The sequence below is a fragment of the Enterococcus sp. MSG3290 genome (genome assembly GCF_050555565.1).
Classification (GTDB): Bacteria; Bacillota; Bacilli; order Lactobacillales; family Enterococcaceae; genus Enterococcus_B; species Enterococcus_B faecium.
Genome location: NZ_CP187862.1, coordinates 2,002,540 through 2,021,131 on the forward strand (window position 1 = coordinate 2,002,540; position 18,592 = coordinate 2,021,131).

General features: G+C 34.6%; 24 protein-coding genes. 16 read left to right on the plus strand and 8 right to left on the minus strand.

Translation table 11 applies throughout. The features are described from left to right. Positions 1 to 3: 3 nt before the first annotated feature. The gene (locus tag IGL31_RS09645; protein WP_002294047.1) at positions 4 to 1,212 is read left to right on the plus strand and encodes an MFS transporter; all 1,209 of its coding nucleotides are present in this window, start codon (positions 4 to 6) and stop codon (positions 1,210 to 1,212) included. Between the two features lie 147 nt (positions 1,213 to 1,359). Here the strand turns inward: IGL31_RS09645 and IGL31_RS09650 are convergent, their stop codons facing one another. The 8 genes from IGL31_RS09650 to IGL31_RS09685 form a co-directional block, all read right to left on the minus strand. Further along, positions 1,360 to 1,725 carry a DUF2512 family protein gene (locus tag IGL31_RS09650; protein ID WP_002289228.1) on the minus strand — a complete coding sequence of 122 codons (366 nt, stop codon included), beginning with the start codon at positions 1,723 to 1,725 and terminating at the stop codon, positions 1,360 to 1,362. Between the two features lie 146 nt (positions 1,726 to 1,871). After that, on the minus strand, positions 1,872 to 2,645 hold the full coding sequence (locus IGL31_RS09655; protein WP_002299683.1) for a DeoR/GlpR family DNA-binding transcription regulator: 774 nt from the start codon (positions 2,643 to 2,645) through the stop codon (positions 1,872 to 1,874). A gap of 173 nt (positions 2,646 to 2,818) precedes the next feature. Continuing rightward, a complete protein-coding gene (locus tag IGL31_RS09660) occupies positions 2,819 to 3,679 on the minus strand; it encodes a ketose-bisphosphate aldolase (RefSeq protein ID WP_002299682.1) in 861 nt (286 codons plus the stop codon). After that, entirely contained in the window at positions 3,679 to 5,097 is a 1,419-nt protein-coding gene (locus IGL31_RS09665; RefSeq protein ID WP_002294052.1) for a PTS fructose transporter subunit IIC, read from the minus strand. The genes IGL31_RS09660 and IGL31_RS09665 overlap by 1 nt, the downstream gene beginning before the upstream one ends. 56 nt (positions 5,098 to 5,153) lie before the next feature. After that, complete coding sequence (locus tag IGL31_RS09670) at positions 5,154 to 5,603, minus strand: PTS sugar transporter subunit IIA (RefSeq protein WP_002296225.1); 450 nt, start codon at positions 5,601 to 5,603, stop codon at positions 5,154 to 5,156. A 741-nt stretch (positions 5,604 to 6,344) separates the two neighbouring features. Next, on the minus strand, positions 6,345 to 7,358 hold the full coding sequence (locus IGL31_RS09675; RefSeq protein ID WP_086300192.1) for a hypothetical protein: 1,014 nt from the start codon (positions 7,356 to 7,358) through the stop codon (positions 6,345 to 6,347). Between the two features lie 3 nt (positions 7,359 to 7,361). Further along, positions 7,362 to 8,105, minus strand: a complete 744-nt coding sequence (locus IGL31_RS09680; RefSeq protein ID WP_086300193.1) for a hypothetical protein — start codon at positions 8,103 to 8,105, stop codon at positions 7,362 to 7,364. Beyond that, positions 8,102 to 8,617, minus strand: a complete 516-nt coding sequence (locus IGL31_RS09685) for a hypothetical protein (RefSeq protein ID WP_086300194.1) — start codon at positions 8,615 to 8,617, stop codon at positions 8,102 to 8,104. Before IGL31_RS09685 ends, IGL31_RS09680 begins: the two co-directional genes overlap by 4 nt. A gap of 216 nt (positions 8,618 to 8,833) precedes the next feature. Here IGL31_RS09685 and IGL31_RS09690 point away from each other — a divergent pair, with 216 nt between their 5' ends. From IGL31_RS09690 to IGL31_RS09760, 15 genes are all read left to right on the plus strand, one after another. Continuing rightward, positions 8,834 to 10,630 carry a DUF4209 domain-containing protein gene (locus IGL31_RS09690; protein ID WP_086300195.1) on the plus strand — a complete coding sequence of 599 codons (1,797 nt, stop codon included), beginning with the start codon at positions 8,834 to 8,836 and terminating at the stop codon, positions 10,628 to 10,630. 99 nt (positions 10,631 to 10,729) lie between these two features. Continuing rightward, on the plus strand, positions 10,730 to 11,800 hold the full coding sequence (locus IGL31_RS09695) for a DNA cytosine methyltransferase (RefSeq protein WP_086300196.1): 1,071 nt from the start codon (positions 10,730 to 10,732) through the stop codon (positions 11,798 to 11,800). Further along, positions 11,793 to 12,020, plus strand: coding sequence for a hypothetical protein (locus IGL31_RS09700; protein WP_086300197.1), 228 nt, complete (start codon positions 11,793 to 11,795; stop codon positions 12,018 to 12,020). Before IGL31_RS09695 ends, IGL31_RS09700 begins: the two co-directional genes overlap by 8 nt. A gap of 2 nt (positions 12,021 to 12,022) precedes the next feature. Next, the gene (locus tag IGL31_RS09705) at positions 12,023 to 12,430 is read left to right on the plus strand and encodes an antirestriction protein ArdA (RefSeq protein ID WP_086300198.1); all 408 of its coding nucleotides are present in this window, start codon (positions 12,023 to 12,025) and stop codon (positions 12,428 to 12,430) included. A gap of 145 nt (positions 12,431 to 12,575) precedes the next feature. Next, the gene (locus IGL31_RS09710; protein WP_086300199.1) at positions 12,576 to 12,890 is read left to right on the plus strand and encodes a YdcP family protein; all 315 of its coding nucleotides are present in this window, start codon (positions 12,576 to 12,578) and stop codon (positions 12,888 to 12,890) included. 15 nt (positions 12,891 to 12,905) lie between these two features. Next, positions 12,906 to 13,277 carry a YdcP family protein gene (locus tag IGL31_RS09715; RefSeq protein ID WP_086300200.1) on the plus strand — a complete coding sequence of 124 codons (372 nt, stop codon included), beginning with the start codon at positions 12,906 to 12,908 and terminating at the stop codon, positions 13,275 to 13,277. Between the two features lie 3 nt (positions 13,278 to 13,280). Further along, positions 13,281 to 14,657 carry an FtsK/SpoIIIE domain-containing protein gene (locus IGL31_RS09720; protein ID WP_086300201.1) on the plus strand — a complete coding sequence of 459 codons (1,377 nt, stop codon included), beginning with the start codon at positions 13,281 to 13,283 and terminating at the stop codon, positions 14,655 to 14,657. Then, on the plus strand, positions 14,647 to 14,931 hold the full coding sequence (locus IGL31_RS09725; RefSeq protein WP_086300202.1) for a hypothetical protein: 285 nt from the start codon (positions 14,647 to 14,649) through the stop codon (positions 14,929 to 14,931). The genes IGL31_RS09720 and IGL31_RS09725 overlap by 11 nt, the downstream gene beginning before the upstream one ends. Continuing rightward, positions 14,915 to 15,229, plus strand: a complete 315-nt coding sequence (locus tag IGL31_RS09730) for a hypothetical protein (RefSeq protein WP_086300203.1) — start codon at positions 14,915 to 14,917, stop codon at positions 15,227 to 15,229. The genes IGL31_RS09725 and IGL31_RS09730 overlap by 17 nt, the downstream gene beginning before the upstream one ends. Before the next feature lie 62 nt (positions 15,230 to 15,291). Next, the gene (locus tag IGL31_RS09735) at positions 15,292 to 15,630 is read left to right on the plus strand and encodes a hypothetical protein (RefSeq protein ID WP_256927194.1); all 339 of its coding nucleotides are present in this window, start codon (positions 15,292 to 15,294) and stop codon (positions 15,628 to 15,630) included. A 67-nt stretch (positions 15,631 to 15,697) separates the two neighbouring features. Continuing rightward, entirely contained in the window at positions 15,698 to 15,847 is a 150-nt protein-coding gene (locus IGL31_RS09740) for a hypothetical protein (RefSeq protein WP_179189393.1), read from the plus strand. A 197-nt stretch (positions 15,848 to 16,044) separates the two neighbouring features. Next, a complete protein-coding gene (gene mobT / locus IGL31_RS09745) occupies positions 16,045 to 17,250 on the plus strand; it encodes a MobT family relaxase (protein WP_086300204.1) in 1,206 nt (401 codons plus the stop codon). 13 nt (positions 17,251 to 17,263) lie between these two features. Beyond that, positions 17,264 to 17,485 (plus strand): hypothetical protein, encoded by a 222-nt coding sequence (locus tag IGL31_RS09750; RefSeq protein ID WP_086300205.1) that lies wholly within the window; start codon positions 17,264 to 17,266, stop codon positions 17,483 to 17,485. Positions 17,486 to 17,794: 309 nt separating this feature from the next. After that, positions 17,795 to 18,058, plus strand: a complete 264-nt coding sequence (locus IGL31_RS09755) for a hypothetical protein (RefSeq protein ID WP_086300206.1) — start codon at positions 17,795 to 17,797, stop codon at positions 18,056 to 18,058. Positions 18,059 to 18,070: 12 nt separating this feature from the next. Next, positions 18,071 to 18,571 carry an antirestriction protein ArdA gene (locus tag IGL31_RS09760; RefSeq protein WP_086300207.1) on the plus strand — a complete coding sequence of 167 codons (501 nt, stop codon included), beginning with the start codon at positions 18,071 to 18,073 and terminating at the stop codon, positions 18,569 to 18,571. Positions 18,572 to 18,592: the final 21 nt, after the last annotated feature.

Here is an 18,592-nt window from a genome sequence, read left to right on the forward strand (position 1 = left end):
TACATGGAAAAGAAATTATTTAATAAATATTTTATTGGAATCACATTGATCAATTTTATTGTCTACCTGATTTATTATCTGTTGATGGTCATCATGGCAGTCATTGCGCAAGACACCTTACACGCCAGCTTGAGCCAAGCAGGTTTTGCTTCTGGGATCTATATCATCGGAACATTGCTGGCACGCTTATTCATGGGGAAACAGTTAGAACTATTTGGTCGGAAGTTTACCTTAAGAGGCGGCGCGATCTTCTATCTCCTTTCAACATTAGCATATCTTTATACGCCAACTATCGGGGCATTGTATTTAGTTCGATTCTTGAATGGATTCGGCTACGGTACAGTTTCTACAGCTACAAATGCTATCGTTACTGCATATATCCCTGCATCTAAAAAAGGGGAAGGCATCAATTATTATGGATTAAGTACTAGTTTAGCTGCTGCTGTTGGGCCATTTTTAGGAATGATTTTGCTGAATATGACTGATTTTCGTTTCATTATCTGGTTTTCAATTGTACTGGTCTTCTTTGTTACGATTGCCTGCCTTGTCTTTCCTGTAAAAAATATTCCATTATCTGAAGAACAAAAAATATCTCTTCGCTCATGGAATATCAATAGTTTTATTGAAAAGAAAGCACTTTTCATTACAGGAATTGCCTTTTTGATGGGTCTTTCTTATTCAAGTGTTTTATCATTTTTATCTTCTTATACAAAAGTAATCCACTTAGTTGCTGCTGGGTCATTTTTCTTCGTCGTATATGCTTTGGTCATCACATTTACACGTCCATTGACTGGAAGGATTTTCGATGTCAAAGGAGAACAATACGTGATGTATCCTAGCTATTTATTCTTAACAGCAGGATTATTTTTACTGAGTGTAACGACGAATAGTGTGACATTGCTTATCTCTGGAGCATTAGTCGGCCTAGGTTATGGTACGTTTATGTCAAATGGACAGGCTGTTTGTTTAAAAATCGTCCGCGAACATCGAATCAGTATTGCTTTATCTACCTACTTTATTGGTTTAGACCTAGGCTTAGGCGTTGGTCCTTATTTGATGGGGATGCTAAAATCTCTTACTTCATTTAGAGGATTGTATGTGATTGCCGGAGTCATTCCATTGATATGTACAGCACTCTATCTTGTTAATGGCCGAAAACATAGTCATGAAGCAGAGGGCGAATTGATTGAATCATTGAAAAATGAAATTTGATCTTGATGAATAGATAAAAAAAACCGTTCAGATCTGAAAATGATCTGAGCGGTTTTTTGAGTAAAAATAGTTTATGATTATTCTTAATTAAACATCTATTTATTTTTAAAGCTTTCATTTATCGATAAGAATAGTTTAACTGTTGATTTATTCCATTTTCCGTTCATCTGGTACGATGCCTTGACTTAGCAACCACTTGTGGAAGAACCATTCTGCCACACCGATCAATAGAGCAGGAATCAATACTTTCATCCAAATATCGACTGTATCATTCATAAAATATAGATAGAGCCACAAGATAACTGCAGCTGAACCAGCATCTGCGATCGTCGCTGCGATGTTCCCTACTTTACGTAAGATCAACAGATCCCCTAGCACATAGATCATGACTACAATAATTACCCCAACAATTGTTGAATCCATAAAGCTAACACCGTATAAACCTGTCAGCACGACCCACAGAATCGCCCAGATCATGATTGCCTTCACTACCAACGCCTTCACATGTTTCATTTTCTGCACTCCTTTCTCCTGGATAAAAAAGTAAGATTATCTAACAAGATAACCTTTTCATTATTATACCATCGGCTAAGAGAAGCGAGCAAAGATAAGGTCCTATCTAAAAATGAGGAAGCCACTTAGAACATTCACGTAATAATTTATCCATACAGACATTCGATATGGTGTTCCTTTACTTTCGCATACTGTTCTTTTGTCAGTTCTTTACTTGTCACCAGATAATCGATTTCATGAAAAGCAATGGATTGATGCATGAATTTATGTGCAATTTTTTGCTGTGTAACTAAAACGGCAAGCCGGTCTGATTGTTTTCTAAAAGCTTTTTTGACCATTGCCTCTCCTTCATGAGTTTCTGTTACTCCTTGGCTGAAATCTAGCCCGCGACAACTCATTATCGCTAAATCCGCATAATATGACAATGCATCGTTATAGGCTTTTGAACCGTTGATTGTTGCTCGTTTCGGAACAATTGCCCCACCCAATACAGATACTTTTGCCGTTGTGTATTCACTCAACATAGCAGCTGTGACGATGCCATTCGTAATGATCTGCAAACCATCAAATCTTGCTAGGTTTCTGACTAAATGTAAAGAGGTTGTACTGGAATCCAAGAATAAGACCATATCATCTCGAATCAAAGAAGAAGCTGTATCTGCAATCTTACGTTTTTCTGTTTCTTCTTCTAATTTGGTGATCTTCATCAGGTAAGGCACGTCAATTTTTCGATTGTCAACAAGCATGGCGCCACCGCGAACTCTACGGATCAATCCACTTTTTTCCAGAAAAACAAGGTCACGTTTAATCGTGGCTTCGCTATAATTTACTAACTCGATCAAATCGGTGACTCTTGCAAATTGGTTGTTTTTTAGATAATTCACAATCTCCTGCTGTCTATTCTCCACTTCATTCAACATAAAATCACCCCATTTACTTTATATAGTAACAGGAAAAAAGAGGTTGTGACAGAAGTGATTGGCTTCGAGAAATAAGAAGAAATTTTTCGAAAAAACTACTTCTGAACATCGTGTGTGGTTAAGAAGGTATGACAAGACTATTGTCATACCCTCTTGATCATACATTTTTATTTTTAGTATAAGCTAGCCTTGCCTACTGTGTTCAAAATTTCCATTTTATGTTTGACTACTTCTTGTACCTTTTTATTAGCTGCTGGATAAATTTCATTCGGCTCGTACATCGATGGATTTTCACTCAATATTTCTCTCAAAGCATTGAAAAAGACGCTTTTAAGATCTGAGCTCAAATTCACTTTGGCAACTCCGTATTTTACAGCTTCGCTGACTTCTGCGTCCGGATTACCTGAACCGCCATGTAAAACAAATGGAAGATCGATTTGTTGGTTCAATTCTTTCAGTAAGTCGATATTTAATTTTGGAGTTCTGTTTTTCGGATACAAGCCATGCGCTGTTCCAATTGCTACAGCAAGTGTATCGATTCCTGTTTCTTTCACAAAAATCTTCGCTTGATCAGGATCTGTATAAATGATTGTTTCAGCACCTCCTTCAGCAGAACCATTATTCCCAATCGTTCCAAGCTCAGCCTCCACTGAGACATTTACCGCATGAGCTAACGCAACCACTTTTTTCGTAATCTGTACATTGTCGTCGAATGATTTCAAAGACGCATCGATCATCACGGAAGAATAGCCGTTTCGAATCGCCCGTAAGACATCTTCTATCGTACCGCCATGATCCAAGTGGATAACGATCGGCAGTTTACTTGTATAAGCATAGGCTCTTACTGCCGCAACAAACTCAACACTTAAATAGGCGATTTCATCAGGATGAATTTCTAAGATTACTGGTGCTTCTAATCTCTCTGCTTCTTCGATGATTGCTTTCATCATATCATAGCTGCAAATATTGAAGGCTGGTACTGCAAATTGATTCTCTTTAGCCACTTTCAATAACTCTTTCATTGTATATAACATTACGCTTCCACCTCATTTGTTAGATTTTCATTTTTCGTCCACTTGTCTTGTTTTTTCTCTTTCACTGTTTTTTTCAATAGTCCAAGCATAAAGGCTGTAGTGACTGTACCTGATGCAATTGCCAAGACATACATAGGTAAATTGTTCATAACATTTGGAATTAGCATCACCCAAATCCCTCCATGAGGTGCCATTGAAGTAACTCCTACTGCCATGGAAATCCCTGCAGCGACTGCTGAACCTGTCATCAAACTAGGTATCACGCGGATCGGGTCAGATACCGCAAACGGTATAGCACCTTCTGTAATATACGAAGCGCCTAAAATCCAGCATGATTGACCTGAAGTCCGTTCTTCTTTGGTAAATTTATGTTTGAATAATAAAGTGGCTAAAGCAATACCTAGGGGAGGTGTCATTCCTGCAGCCATACAAGCAGCAATCGGTGCATTTACTCCAGCTGACATCAAACCGATCGAGAAAGTCGAAATCGATTTATTGATCGGCCCACCCATATCAGCTGCCATCATGATCCCGATAAGTAATCCGAACAATAGCCCGGATGTATTTCCCAAGCTATTCAGCCAATTTGTCAAAGCATCCAACACCCATGTGATCGGTTGTTCAATCACAAATACCATCAAAAGCCCAATAATTAAGATCGATAAAAGGGGGACGACAATCAGCTGATAAATAGCAGAAAATTCTTTTTTTACGCTGATTTTATTTGCCAGAAAATCACAGATATACCCTGCTAGCACGCCACCAATCATTCCGCCAAGAAAACCTGAACCACCTGTAGAGGCCAGTAATCCGGCAACAATTCCTGGGGCAAAACCTGCTTTTCCAGCAATCGATGTAGCAATCCCCGCGCCTAACGCAGGAACCATCATGGCAAACGCTGTATCTCCTCCGATCCTTGAAAATGCAGCTGCTAACACATTATAGTCTGCTGAGTTGGGATCAGCCGCTGTAATCCCAAAGGCAAAACTCAGTGCGATGATGATTCCGCCTGCGATCACAAATGGAAGCATGTAATTCACACCATTCATGAAATGATTATAGATTGTCGGCTTTTTCTCATTTGCAGCTGGTTCTTTTTCATTAGACACAACGAATACGCCAATATCTCTCAATGCTTCGTCTATTACTACTTGCGGTTCTTTGATTGCTCGGCTTGTAGAGACACGCTTTACTTTTTTCCCGGCAAATCGGTCCAATTCGATTTCTTTATCTACTGCAAGAATGATTGCATCTGCCTCTTTGATTTCTTGTTCAGATAACTGATTTTCTGTTTTTACACCTTGTGTTTCGAATTTTGCTTGATGGTTTAGATTTCTTGCTGTTACTTCTAATTTTTCTGCCGACATATAAGTATGAGCAATTCCAGTCGGACAAGCAGTTACACCAACGATTTTCATGGTTGTTTTCCTCCTTTTTCTTTACTATCGCTACTCGGACAAAGACTCTACTATTTTCATTCTTGACTAATCTGTCTGATGATATCTGCTGGCGTAGTGGCTTCTTTTATTCCCTTTCTAAAATCTGCATTCATCAATCGTCTGGAGAGTGTGCTGAGAATCTCTAGATGCATATCTGCTGATTTTTCAGGAACTACGATGGCAAAAATATATTCAATTGGCATTTCATCTATCCCGCTATAGTCCGTTAATTTGGCTGTATGAAAAAAACACAGTGCTGGTTTTGTCACATATTTGCTTTTTGCATGGGGAATCCCAAATCCATCTTCTATTCCTGTGGAGATCTCCTCCTCTCGTTTGAATAGTGCCTTAACGACTTTTTGAACATTTCTTACCTTATTTGTTTTTTTCAACACATCCCCTATTCGCTCAAATAATGATCCTTTTGAATCTATCGATGGATCGAAAACAATCAGTTCTTCTGCTATCAATTGATCAAACCTCATAAAAAACCTCTCCCCCACAAAAAAATGTTAACGTTTTCTTGGAACTGAGGTCAGTATAGCATCGCTAGCTGTACCGTTCAATATTATGAATGAACAGAGGAAAAAGACCCATCATCCGCGTGTATAAGACATTAAAATGAACGATCTAGCTCACAAACAATCGCAAGTCTATAACAAAACAAAAAGCCTTCCTTGAAAGGAAAGCTTAGCTTCTAATTTTAGGTAAATGGTTTTTTACTTCGAAATAACCCCTCTTCATTTCGTTAATATAAGGTGTTTTTATCAAGTGGATAATTAAAACTATATACTAGTTTTTCATTGTTTTGTGCATTATGATCCTACGACTTTTTCAGCATCAAACAAAGTTTTAAATTGGCAAAAAACATAAAAAAACAGACTATCCCTATCAGATAGTCTGCTAAACGTTGAGTTATCAGCGTTTTTATTATTCCGCAGCGTTTGCGTCTTTGAGACCGTATTGAAAGTTTTAGTGATTCTTAGTAGTTCCTAAGCTAATTTATACATGATTTCAAAAGATCTTGAAACTGTTATATTTCCTCTTTCACAGAGTAAAGGATGGTCAAAAGGATGGTCATTTTTTATAATTAAAAATTTCGCCAGTATATCAATCAATAGCAAGATTATTTACTAATTTATAGAAGAAAAAATCTAATATAAAATAACATAATATATATAGAGAAGAATCTTTTTAGCTTATTCTATTTGTTTATAAACAGAATCCTAATTGTTTGTTATTGAAGGAATTTTTTCATCTATTTGTACAAATAATTCCTGGATGTCTTTTAAATCAATATCATTATTGTTAATAATAGACTTAATTACTTCTAAGCCAATTTTGGCAGAAAAGTGCTTTTTATCTCTTTCTAAAAATTTTTTAGAATTTTCTTTATAAGTCTTTTTTATAGTTGGAATTAATATTTTATATAAATAAATCGGAGCTAGTATTGTTCTATCAATGCTATTAAAATACATGAGTGATTGGGTAATAAACAATGTCGCATTAGAATTATGATCTAAAGAAAATACTATTTCACCTTCTAAAGTAGTAATTTTAGCTGTAATATTTTTTAATATTTCACCATTACTGATAAATGCTTTGGTAATAATCAAATCTGATGTTTGATCTGAAGAGCTTTTAAAAATATTATGTTCATCAATTGAATTCCCTATAAATCCACTTATATTATTTAATGTAAAATTTGTTGTAAGTAAACCTTTAGACACACTAAATTTATAGAATAACCAATTAAACAAATCTGGGGGCATAAAATATTTTTCATCAACATCTTTTATATAATTTTTTCCTATAAGCTTTCTTACTCTATCTATATGAGCTTCGTTTGATGAAAAAATTAAACTATAAACATTTTTTTCCTGCTCAAAAAATATTACTCTTATAGAAGCATCATTAATTCGATCCTTTTTAGGTAATATATTTCCCGCGTTATCTTTTTTTACCCGTTTAGGATATTCTAAAACTGCATAAGTTTCTATTACAATAACTTCATCTGAATTATCTGTAAGTAATAGTTTTTCTATTTTAGTTTGACTTTGATCCCATGTATAATAAAAATGTTTCTCATCTTCAGTCATATAATTTTCTTGTTCAATATCTTTTCTAGCTATAAACAATTTTTCTTTAAAATTCTGAGTGAGAATTGTTTCCTGTACCTCATTTAGATTAAATATTTTATCTAATAAAAATAATTTCATTGTTTGTTTAGAATTAGACATCTATTACCCCTCCTTACAAATGATATCTACTACTTTGTAATCCAATTCGATTTTTTGTGTAAATAGTCTAGATAACATTCCATGTTTGATAGAGGAAAAATTATAGTCTAAATATGTTTCAGTATTTTTCACTCTGATTGGTTTAATTAATATCGTTTCCTGAATAACATGTTCTCGATCAAAAAACTTTTTTCCTTTAATACTTATTTGACTTAAAAGGTTAACTTTAATTGATCTCTCCACCACTTCAAATGACGGATTTTGACTTTCCCATCCATTTTCAAAATAAATATCTAGAATATTAGGATTAAAATATATATCTATAATTATTCCAAAATATTTCATAATAATCATATTGAGTTTACCTTTTGGCTTAAAACTAATAATCATATCAATCTGTTGTTCTTCATATTCTGAATCTATAGGATAAAATTCAATTGGTTTTTCAATTGCAAACTTTCCATTGGTAAGAATCAGCTTAATTTCTAATGGTTGTAGGTTGTTTAAAATAAATCTACTAAATCCATATAAAAATAATTTTATTAATCCTATTCCTGCTGTCACTGTTAAGCTTAAAACTGTCTTTTGAAATATCTCATTAGTTAATCCTAAACTATTTAATATAGAGAAAATCCAATTTTCATTATTTGTTATAAGCAAAGCTATAACAAAAGAGATTACGAACGTTTTTCCTAGCGCAGCGGATTCTTTTCTTATATTTATTTTATTATTTTTAGAATCAGTCAAGTACTCACCCCATGCCCTAAATTTATAATATCTATTAATTTTCGAATAGATTGGTTATTCGTTATTAAAATTTGTTCATCAATTTCAATAACACCGTTTCTTTTAATACTTATTAAGTAACGGTTGTCTAGTCGAAAAGAAATTTTTAGTAACCTATAATGCTTATTTTTTAGGGAATGTATGATTACTTCATTTCCTAAAGGTTCCCCTTCAAGAACTAAATCTAAATCAATGTTATAAAATTGGCAATCACTTAAACACATATTTAAGTTCTCACTCAAATTTAAAATATGCATAAACTTACGATTATTAATTAATGCTTGTTTGATTGAATAATGAATAAATAAAGAATAAATAGTGTTTTCATCTATCCATTTAGAAAATTTTTCTGGAGAATAAGGAATTGCATATGAATTAGGATAATTTCCTACTAAGAAATCACTTCTATGAATTTTTTTATACAATGGGAGTGCTTCTTTATTTTCTTGTAAAAATATCTTAAAAAATAGCATTTCAATACCTCCTTATGTATTTTCTTAATAATATGTTAATTATATCAAATCTTTAGTAGATAGACTATCTTATAATATTATAAAATTCTTGACGAGTATTCTCTTTTGTTTAATTGCTCTATCCAATTAAATATTGTTTTTATATGTTTAGTATTACTTAATAGGATTTGAGAGGATATAATTGAATTTAAAATTAGACATATCGGAGATGACTAGATGGAAAAATTTATAAATAAAATTAAAGAACTAGAAAGAATAGAAATTACCAAGTATTATACAGAATTTAGAGATGGTTTTAAAGATATCCATGATTGGGCAAAATCGGAAGGATTTTTAAATGAAGCAAAATTAGCAAAATATGAAATTGATATTTGTTCACTTATCGAAAAAAAACCAATTCTTTCGAATAATAAAAATGACACTAGATTTATTCCCGAATACAGTCGTGCAGGCATTGGAAATGTTCCTGAAATTACAGCTTTCACTGATGAACAATTTTTATATTACGAAAGAAGAATGATTGGAACAGATAATATTTTTTTAAAAGTAAGATATTCAGATTTTCTTTTTGAGTATGGGAGTAAAAAAGTAACGAGAAATAAATTTCAAATTTCACAAATTTTACTTGCGTCGCTAGTAGAAAGTTGTAGTAAATATCAAACTGTACAAGAAGATAGTAATTTCATTTTATCTATATCAAGATTAATTGAGGTTTCGCTTTCTATGAGTAATAAAGAATACCTACAACAAGCTATTCAGCTAATACATTCACAATTAATTGAATCGAGGGATGTATATGATTCGATATGGGTTTGTAATCTTTCTCAATTAGTAAGAATCGTTTTAGAATCTAAATTCAAAGATTGTATTTCAGAAGAGCTTTATACTTGTACATTAACAATATTGACAAATCTTAAAAATAAATGTTTTGAAAATCAAGAGTATCATTTTTATAGATTATTTGTTGAGGAATCTATAGCGCTTGGAAAATTTGAGGCTTACAATACAGAACAAATACAAAACCTCCGTCTGGATATTGGAAAAAGCTATGAATTAGAAGCTGAGTATCAAGGCGGGAGACAACAAAAAAGCTCATTAACAAAAGCTTATAACTTAGAACAAGCGCTTGAATACTATAAGAATATGGGAGAAACAGAAAAAATTAATGACTTAAAAGTTTTAATAAAGCAAACTTATGAAACATATCAACAAAGCGATGAAATGGCAACAATAAAAATTCCTTTTACAATTCCTAAAGACTATATCAATAATTGTGTTTCACCTTATATTATTTCTAACATTCATGAATCTCTTGACAAGCTTGCAAAAAGTGACGAATTTATTCCAAATGTCAGTGTAATTAATCAGCAACAATCGCTTCAAGAATCAGATAATAATTTTTTTAATCTTGTCTCAAAAAGTATAATTCATGGTGGAAACAAAATCGTAAATGCAGAAACTGAAGAAGAGTCAAAAAGGTTCATTTTCATTACTAATTATGTACAAGAATTAACACTAAATTTAGAGATTTTCTTAAAGGATATTTTTGAAAAATTGATAGAAGAATATAGCCTTTCTGCCGATCATCTTATGGAAAAGTTTGATTCATGGAAAATGCTTGATGAGAGAAATTACCCTCTTGTAAAAATAGGAATTGAAAATTTTTTTAAAGAAGACTATGTTAGCTCTATCCATATTTTAGTTCCTCAATTTGAATCTACATTTAGACGATTTCTTGCTAAATTGGGATTCGCAACCACATCGCTCAAAAAAGATACGGTTCAGCATGAAATAACATTTAACGAATTTTTAGTTAAAGATTACATTAAAACTTTTCTAGGAGATAATATTCATACTTTAATTCAAATAATTATGGTTGAACCAATGGGGCTTAATCTACGAAATGAAATTGCTCATGGTCTAATTAAAAAATCTGACATTACGAAATCAAAATGTATCTTAGTTATTTATCTATTTTTAATTTTAACAAGATATGATGATAATAAAGAGTAATCTTTTTATATTTCATCCTTATAAACAAATAGAAATCACAACATTTTTTTGGACACTTCACATTGAGGTGTCTTTTTTATTTACAAGGAGCTGATAACAATTACAAATCTTACTTTAGGAAGTCTATTTGACGGTATCGGTGTCTTCCCTCTTGCTGCTCAAAGAAATGGTATCACACCACTTTGGGCAAGTGAAATTGAAAAAGCACCAATTCGTATTACTAAAAGGCAGTTTCCCAAAATGATTCATTGGGGAGACTTAACCAAATTACATGGAGGAGAAATTCCACCCGTTGATATTGTCACGTTTGGATCACCTTGTCAGAACCTCTCAACCATTGGAAATCGTGAAGGATTAGCTGGCAAGAAATCCAATTTATTTTATGAAGCCATTAGAATTATTGAAGAAATGAGGGAAAAGACCAATGGAAAGTATCCAACTCTCGCTATTTGGGAAAACGTCATGGGAGCTTTTTCATCAAATGACCGGATGGATTTTAAGGCCGTCTTGGAAGCCTTCGTTCAAACCGAAGTTCCAATTCCTCCCTCTCGTCAATGGGCAAACGCCGGTATGGTGCGAGGGAGAGATGTTGATGTGTGTTGGCGAGTCCTCGATAGTCAATATTGGGGTGTGCCCCAACGACGGCGAAGAATCTTTCTCGTCGCAGATTTTAGAGACTTCCGTGCCAGAGAAATATTATTTGACATCCAAGGAATGCAGTCGAATTTTGAAACTTGCGACCAAAACAGGCTGTCGCCCACCAAAGACCATCGAAGTCTTATTACTGAAACAGGGCGGCAGTTATTCCTCTATCCCTTCCAAGAGCGCCGAATGCGTACGTACGCAAAAGAAAGAAATGCCAAAGGGTTCATCTCTAGTTTCGGACAACCAACTGACCCTTTTCCCACTCTCTTAGCTGGTACTGTGGATGTCTTTGCTTATTGGCAAGACGGATTAGAAACAGAAGGGTTTGTTCGGAAGCTGACGCCACTTGAATGTGAACGGATCATGGGGTTACCTGAAAATTGGACCCAATATGGAATGGATCAACAATTAATCAGTGATTCAGCCAGATACAAAGCATTAGGAAATTCCATTGTTGTTCCCTGTGCAGAATATATATTAGCCAATGTTGCGAAAGTCTATAGTAAAGGAGAAACACATGGTTAGAGAACGTGAACGATTAAAAGCTGCCCAACAATTATTATGTACCAACTCAATTAATCAATTGTCTGCGGCTGTCAATAATTTCCAGTTTTTACAACACATTGACGGTCAAGAAGAACGTGGTCGACAAGCGATCGCCGAACAATTGATGGAAGTTGAAGAATACCTACTGATTGTCAAAAATCAAATACAAACCATTCGGAATTTATACAAGGAGATGTAAAAATGGATCGTACAATTCAAGTATATGTAACTAATTTAAGTCGTTATGAATATGATGGCGTGATTATCGCCGCTTGGTTTACCTTACCAGTATCATTAGATGAATTAAGAGAAAAGCTACAATTGGAAACAGATGAAAGTTATGAAATTGAAGATTGGGAAGCTCCTTTCCGATTAATGGATGATGGAGATATTCTAACACTTAATCGTTTAGCGCTCTTAATCGAAGAAAACAATCACTACGACCTATTTCCCTATTTGGATGAATTGATTGAAATGGGTGTGTTTGAGTCTCACATTGATGGCTTAAAGCGATTAAATCAGCTCACGCATTTAGAAGAAAAGCCAACTGATCCAGATGTTTCGGAAGATACCTTTGAGTTATCAGATGGCACCTATTTTACCATTTAAAGCAGTTTGACTAATTCCATAGTTGAATTGCTTTTTTGTTTGGAAAGGAAGTGTTTCAATGAGGAACACCTCACGTTCTCCACCAAGGATTAACGATGTTTAAACTTATTTCAACACAAAATTTTGAATGAAAAGAGGAAAAACAATGGAATTAAAATACGTAGTACCGATTATGAAAGACACGTTTGGACATTTAGAATTTGCGGGTGAAGGAAACGTCGAACAACGACGCGTCAATGGTCGTCTCACCACTGTTTCTCGTAGCTACAACTTATATTCAGATGTGCAACGGGCAGATGATATTGAGGTCATTTTGCCTCACACTGCCGGAGAAAAGTTCTTTGAGTTTGAAGAATCGGTTCAATTAGTCAACCCACGCATTGTCGCAGAAGGCTATAAGATTGGCGAACGTGGATTTACGAATTACATTTTACATGCAGATGATATGGTCAAAGCCTAAAGGAGGAAAACACACATGAGATTAGCACAAGGAATTATTATCGACAAAGAAAAAACATTTGGACGATTGAAGTTTTCTGCATTACGTCGGGAAGTTTTTCTAAACAATGAAGATGGCACCGTATCAACCGAAGTAAAGGAACGAACCTATGACTTGAAATCACGTGAACAAGGACGAATGATCCAAGTCAGTATTCCCGCTTCTATTCCGTTACGAGAATTTGATTACAATGCCGAAGTGGAATTAATTAATCCAATCGCAGACACCGTAGCCAATGCGACTTTTCGTGGGGCGGATGTGGATTGGTACATTAAAGCAGATGATTTGATTCTGAAAAACAAACCAACACCAGCTCCAAAGATTGATCAAAAAAACAAACAGGATTAATCTATGAAACTCTTACAAAGAAAAGGAAAACGAATCAGACCAAGTGATAAAAACTTGGTCTTTCAGTTTTTCTTCGGCGCTATATTGAGTTGTTGGTTACTTGCCTTTCTTCCTTTTCATCTTGCTTTTATCAGTCGGACTACTTGGCAGCTAGAGGAATTGGAACAACACTTTTTCAGTCCATATGGCAGCCTATCACTCGTTTTCTCACTTCTTTCTGTGGGTGTTCTTCTCTATTTACTGTATCGCTATGGATGTGATTACTACAAGAGTTTAACCCATCGTCAAAAACTCGCTCGGATGATTTTAGAGAATGGGTGGTATGAAATAAAACAAGTCGAGGAATTCCAATTCTTTGAAGATTCACCATCTAAAAAGAAAGAGAAAATCAGTTTCTTCCCTCGGTTCTATTATCGAATGAAAGATGGACTGATTGTCATTACTGTTGAAATTACGTTAGGAAAATATCAAGATCAACTGTTGCGATTAGAGAAGAAATTGGAATCAGGCTTGTACTGTGAGCTAGTTGATAAAGAACTCAAAGATTCCTTTGTAGAATACACCCTACTTTATGATACGATTGCCAATCGTATGACAATCGAAGAGGTTTCTGTGAAAGATGGTTCGATGCAATTGATGAAAAATTTAGCGTGGTCCTTTGATTCCCTCCCTCACATGTTAATCGCTGGTGGAACTGGTGGTGGGAAAACCTATTTCATTCTAACGATTATTGAATCGTTACTTCAATCCAATGCTAAGCTGTTTATTCTTGATCCGAAGAATGCCGATTTAGCGGACTTAGGGACGGTTATGGGAAATGTTTATTATAAAAAAGAAGAGATTTCTGAATGTATCGATGATTTCTATGATCGCATGATGGCTCGCAGTATTGATATGAAGAAAATGCCTAACTATAAAACAGGCGAAAATTACGCTTATCTAGGTTTAGAACCAAACTTCCTTATCTTTGATGAATATGTGGCCTATATGGAAATGTTGACGGCCAAAGAAAATATGGCAGTTATGAATAAGTTAAAACAAATCGTCATGTTAGGCCGGCAAGCGGGTTTCTTCATTATCCTCGCTTGTCAGCGTCCCGACGCAAAATATTTGCAAGATGGGATTCGAGATCAGTTTAATTTTCGTGTGGCACTTGGGCGTATGAGTGAGCTTGGGTATTCCATGATGTTCGGGGATGTTGATAAAGATTTCTTTTTGAAACAAATTAGAGGTCGTGGCTATGTGGACGTTGGAACCAATGTCATTAGTGAATTCTACACGCCACTTGTTCCTAAAGGCCATGATTTTTTAGAAACGATTGGTCATCTATATCATTCAAAAACAAAAAAAGAAACGGAGGATTCAGAAAATGGACTTTGATACGTGTATTTATCGTCTTCATGAAATTGGTAGAAGTGACGAGGAAGAAATTAGTAGTCGATTTCGTCAATTAGCTTTTGATGTCAGTAAAAATGGCATTATGGGGCTAGTACCAATCGAAGAAGGTGGCATTACAGACGGTGTTCCGTTTAATGTGATTCTTACTACATTGCAATCGGGTATGGAACAAACCTCTTCTTCCCTTGTTCGTCTACAAATTGAATCACTTTATAATGATTTGATTTCAGAAGGTGTCGATGGTTATAGACAATAGAAAGGATATGAAACCATTGAAAATATCTGATCACTACAAATTCATTGAACAGATTGTTGGTTATGATCAATACTTGTCTGATTTTGAAAATGAGATTATCCCTACGTATCATCCAGACAAAGAAAGTGAGATCACTGGCTTTTTTGAAATTTTAACAAATGAATCAGAGTTTCATATGATTTTTCCTGAAAAAACGGCTGCGAGTGGCTTTTCAGTGATTTTTCATTTTCAAGTCACTCATGATGAAGATCAAACAATTCCTCCAGTTATTACCTATACAGGTTTCGACTATGATTGAATAAGATTTTTTTCACAAAATGCGGTATAGTAGTGATAACAAACAAGATTGGAGGGAATGGCATGTTTCGTTTTGTCCGTACTGTTTTTACCAGTTTACATCCGTCTTATTTGATCCGTCAGTATGTTTTTAGTGGGATTGTTACTGCTTTTTTCTATTTTTTAAGTCCTGGCTCTGCCCCGACTTCCTTTTATGTTTTTTTGGGGCTAAATTTCATCTTCTATCCATTTGCGATGTTTGTCTATGATTCGGCTGTTTCGCTTTTAATGGGCGAAAATGTGTGGATCACGAGTGGCATCTTTGCCTTGATTTGGGGCTTCATCAAAATTATGTTGATCTATTTCTTTAGTGTGTTGATTGCACCAATTGGTATTCTTATTCTGTATTTTACGAATCGTTAGAGGTTTTAATGATTATAAAGATCTTATATTCATCCCGTAGAAAGGATGTCTACTATCGAAGGAACTTGTGACTGATAGTGGACAGCGTTTAAAGGGGAAACATGAGCGAAGACGAATGTATAAGAAAGGGAATCATCAATTCAACGACAATGAAGGACCATCACATGTGAATAACAATACAAATACAGGCGGAAAAAGTCAGGACGGCAGCGCATAAGTCATGGCTTTTTCTAGCCTGGTGGGTGTGGCTTGCCACCGCCCACCTTGATTAACCCCCCCATTCTAACAGGGGGGTAGAAATACAAATAGAATAAACAACAAAAGCTTAGAAACTTTGATATAACAATCTTTTTATCCTTTTGCAAGGTGTCAACTTTTTATGAATAGTTGACACCTTTTTTGTTTGTTCAATAAATGACAGGAGGATTGATTGTGACAAACCTCAAACAACGAATAGTAGAACTAAAAGAACGAAGAAAAACCTATGGTGTTTCGCAAAATAAACTAGCCACTGCGGTTGGTATCTCTCGCCAATATCTAAGTGAAATTGAAACAGAAAAAGTGATTCCTTCCAGTGATTTACTTACAGAACTTGATGCTATGTTAGAACGTTTCAATCCAGAATTACCCTTGGAAATGTTATTCGATTATGTGCGGATTCGATTTCCAACCACCAATCCAGAAGGAGTGATTGAGAATATCTTAAAACTAAAAATGAAGTACATGTTACATGAGGAATATGCTTTTTACTCGTATGAGGAACAATATATATTTGGTGATATTGCGGTCATGGTGTCCCATGATATTGAAAAAGGTGTCCTCGTGGAAATGAAAGGCAAAGGCTGTCGGCAATTTGAACACTTCTTATTGGCACAAAGAAGAACGTGGTATGACTTTTTCTTAGATGTCTTTTCTGTAGATGGTGTTTATAAACGTTTAGATTTAGCAATTAACGATAAAGTCGGTTTACTAAATATTCCAGAACTCACTCGTAAATGTCAAAACGAAGAATGTATTTCTGTTTTTCGTAACTTTAAGAATTATCGTTCAGGCGAATTGGTTCGCCAACATGAAAAAGCCGATATGGGCGATACTCTTTACATTGGCTCTTTAAAGTCAGAAGTCTATTTTTGTATCTATCAGAAAGACTATGAACAATATGTCAAACTTGGCATTCCCCTAGAAGAAAATCCAGTGAAGAATCGTTTTGAGATCCGTTTGAAAAATGAGCGTGCGTTACATGCGGTGATTGATTTATTAAACAATGGGAACGTTGGTAACACAACCTTCTCCATTATCAATCGTTACATTCGCTTCGTCGACAAAGACCCAAACAAACGTCGCAGTCAATGGAAAATCAATGCCGATTGGTCGTTTTTCCTCGGCGAAAATCAACGGAAACTGCGATTAACTTCGGAACCTGAACCCTATTCTTTTGACCGTACTTTGAACTGGTTAGCTCGACAAGTCATTCCAACTTTAAAGCTAGCTATGAAAATCGACAAACTCAATCAAACAAGTGTCATTCAAAACATGATTGATTATGCGGAATTATCAGATCGTCAGAAAAAGATTTTACAACAACAAACGCTTCCTGTAGAGGAAGTTATTATCAAATAAAGGAGAATGTGAGATGAATTTTGGACAAAATTTATATAATTGGTTTCTTTCTAATGCGGAATCGTTAGTCTTATTAGCGATTGTTGTAATTGGCGTGTATTTAGGCTTTAAGCGAGAGTTTTCTAAACTGATTGGATTCTTGATTGTTGCTTTGATTGCGGTAGGTTTAGTCTTTAACGCAATGGGTGTAAAAGATGTATTATTGAATCTCTTCAATCGTATTATTGGTGCTTGATAAATCTAGATTCGTGGTAAACTATAGCTATTAAGTTATGAAAAAGAAATATGTCATGAGCAATGAAAAGATAAATAGTTCCGTCCTGATTAAGGAATCCATCAAAAATGTTTGGTCTGCCCTAACCAATGAACAATCACTTACAATATGATATGCTCCTGATTACGATGAATCTTTAGCTAATTTGAAGGCTCTTTTAGAACACAACAAACTTCCCTTTACTTGATTTCTTATTTTAAATATATTTTTAACCAGTTGACTTCTAAAAGTTGACTGCTTTTTTACTTACTAAAGAAAGAAGGCTGTTCAATGATAAAAGTTACCACTATTTTCAATCGAGATTCTTTTGATGAAGAACTATTACAGACAGGCATTCCTTTACGAATCGGTGATGAAATTTGTCAGTTAGCAATTGAAAAAGCAACGGATATCTATGAAGAAACACTTCACTCCGTTGTCATTCATTTTAATAGCAATCCAGAATATTCATCTTATACAGTTTTTGATTTAGTCGTAAATGAAGAGATTCCAAATGAAATCCAGTTAGCATTTACAGATTTTTATTATATGTAAGGAGGAATTGAAATGGATATGCAAGTCTATATTTCAAATTTAGGCAAATATAATGAAGGTGAATTAATTGGTGCTTGGTTTCATCCCCCCATTGATATGGAAGAAGTCAAAGAAAAAATTGGATTGAATGAACAATATGAAGAATACGCTATCCATGATTATGAATTACCTTTTGAAATTGACGAATATACCCCTATCACTGAAATAAATCGTTTGTGTGCTTTGATTGAAGAAATTGAGGATACGCCACTATTCAAAGAGTTACGAGAAATTCAAAATACGTGGTTTTCGAGTTTAGAAGATTTAATTGAACACAAAGACGACATTATCTGTTATTCAGACTGTGATTCGATGGAAGATGTGGCTACCTACTACGTCGAAGAAACAGGACAACTTGGCGAAGTCCCTTCCAACCTTCAAAATTATATTGACTATCAAGCACTTGGTAGAGATATGGAAATAGAGGGAAACTATCTTGTAACTTCTCATGGTATATTTGAGTATGTAGGGTAATATTTTCAAGCAGTTGTTGTG

Bases quoted from the DNA above. Each gene is read 5' to 3' on its own strand.
- IGL31_RS09645 (WP_002294047.1), top strand. From the start codon at position 4: ATGGAAAAGAAATTATTTAATAAATATTTTATTGGAATCACATTGATC.
- IGL31_RS09650 (WP_002289228.1), bottom strand. From the start codon at position 1,725: ATGAAACATGTGAAGGCGTTGGTAGTGAAGGCAATCATGATCTGGGCG.
- IGL31_RS09655 (WP_002299683.1), bottom strand. From the start codon at position 2,645: ATGTTGAATGAAGTGGAGAATAGACAGCAGGAGATTGTGAATTATCTA.
- IGL31_RS09660 (WP_002299682.1), bottom strand. From the start codon at position 3,679: ATGTTATATACAATGAAAGAGTTATTGAAAGTGGCTAAAGAGAATCAA.
- IGL31_RS09665 (WP_002294052.1), bottom strand. From the start codon at position 5,097: ATGAAAATCGTTGGTGTAACTGCTTGTCCGACTGGAATTGCTCATACT.
- IGL31_RS09670 (WP_002296225.1), bottom strand. From the start codon at position 5,603: ATGAGGTTTGATCAATTGATAGCAGAAGAACTGATTGTTTTCGATCCA.
- IGL31_RS09675 (WP_086300192.1), bottom strand. From the start codon at position 7,358: ATGTCTAATTCTAAACAAACAATGAAATTATTTTTATTAGATAAAATA.
- IGL31_RS09685 (WP_086300194.1), bottom strand. From the start codon at position 8,617: ATGCTATTTTTTAAGATATTTTTACAAGAAAATAAAGAAGCACTCCCA.
- IGL31_RS09690 (WP_086300195.1), top strand. From the start codon at position 8,834: ATGGAAAAATTTATAAATAAAATTAAAGAACTAGAAAGAATAGAAATT.
- IGL31_RS09700 (WP_086300197.1), top strand. From the start codon at position 11,793: ATGGTTAGAGAACGTGAACGATTAAAAGCTGCCCAACAATTATTATGT.
- IGL31_RS09705 (WP_086300198.1), top strand. From the start codon at position 12,023: ATGGATCGTACAATTCAAGTATATGTAACTAATTTAAGTCGTTATGAA.
- IGL31_RS09710 (WP_086300199.1), top strand. From the start codon at position 12,576: ATGGAATTAAAATACGTAGTACCGATTATGAAAGACACGTTTGGACAT.
- IGL31_RS09715 (WP_086300200.1), top strand. From the start codon at position 12,906: ATGAGATTAGCACAAGGAATTATTATCGACAAAGAAAAAACATTTGGA.
- IGL31_RS09720 (WP_086300201.1), top strand. From the start codon at position 13,281: ATGAAACTCTTACAAAGAAAAGGAAAACGAATCAGACCAAGTGATAAA.
- IGL31_RS09725 (WP_086300202.1), top strand. From the start codon at position 14,647: ATGGACTTTGATACGTGTATTTATCGTCTTCATGAAATTGGTAGAAGT.
- IGL31_RS09730 (WP_086300203.1), top strand. From the start codon at position 14,915: ATGGTTATAGACAATAGAAAGGATATGAAACCATTGAAAATATCTGAT.
- IGL31_RS09735 (WP_256927194.1), top strand. From the start codon at position 15,292: ATGTTTCGTTTTGTCCGTACTGTTTTTACCAGTTTACATCCGTCTTAT.
- mobT (WP_086300204.1), top strand. From the start codon at position 16,045: ATGACAGGAGGATTGATTGTGACAAACCTCAAACAACGAATAGTAGAA.
- IGL31_RS09750 (WP_086300205.1), top strand. From the start codon at position 17,264: ATGAATTTTGGACAAAATTTATATAATTGGTTTCTTTCTAATGCGGAA.
- IGL31_RS09755 (WP_086300206.1), top strand. From the start codon at position 17,795: ATGATAAAAGTTACCACTATTTTCAATCGAGATTCTTTTGATGAAGAA.
- IGL31_RS09760 (WP_086300207.1), top strand. From the start codon at position 18,071: ATGGATATGCAAGTCTATATTTCAAATTTAGGCAAATATAATGAAGGT.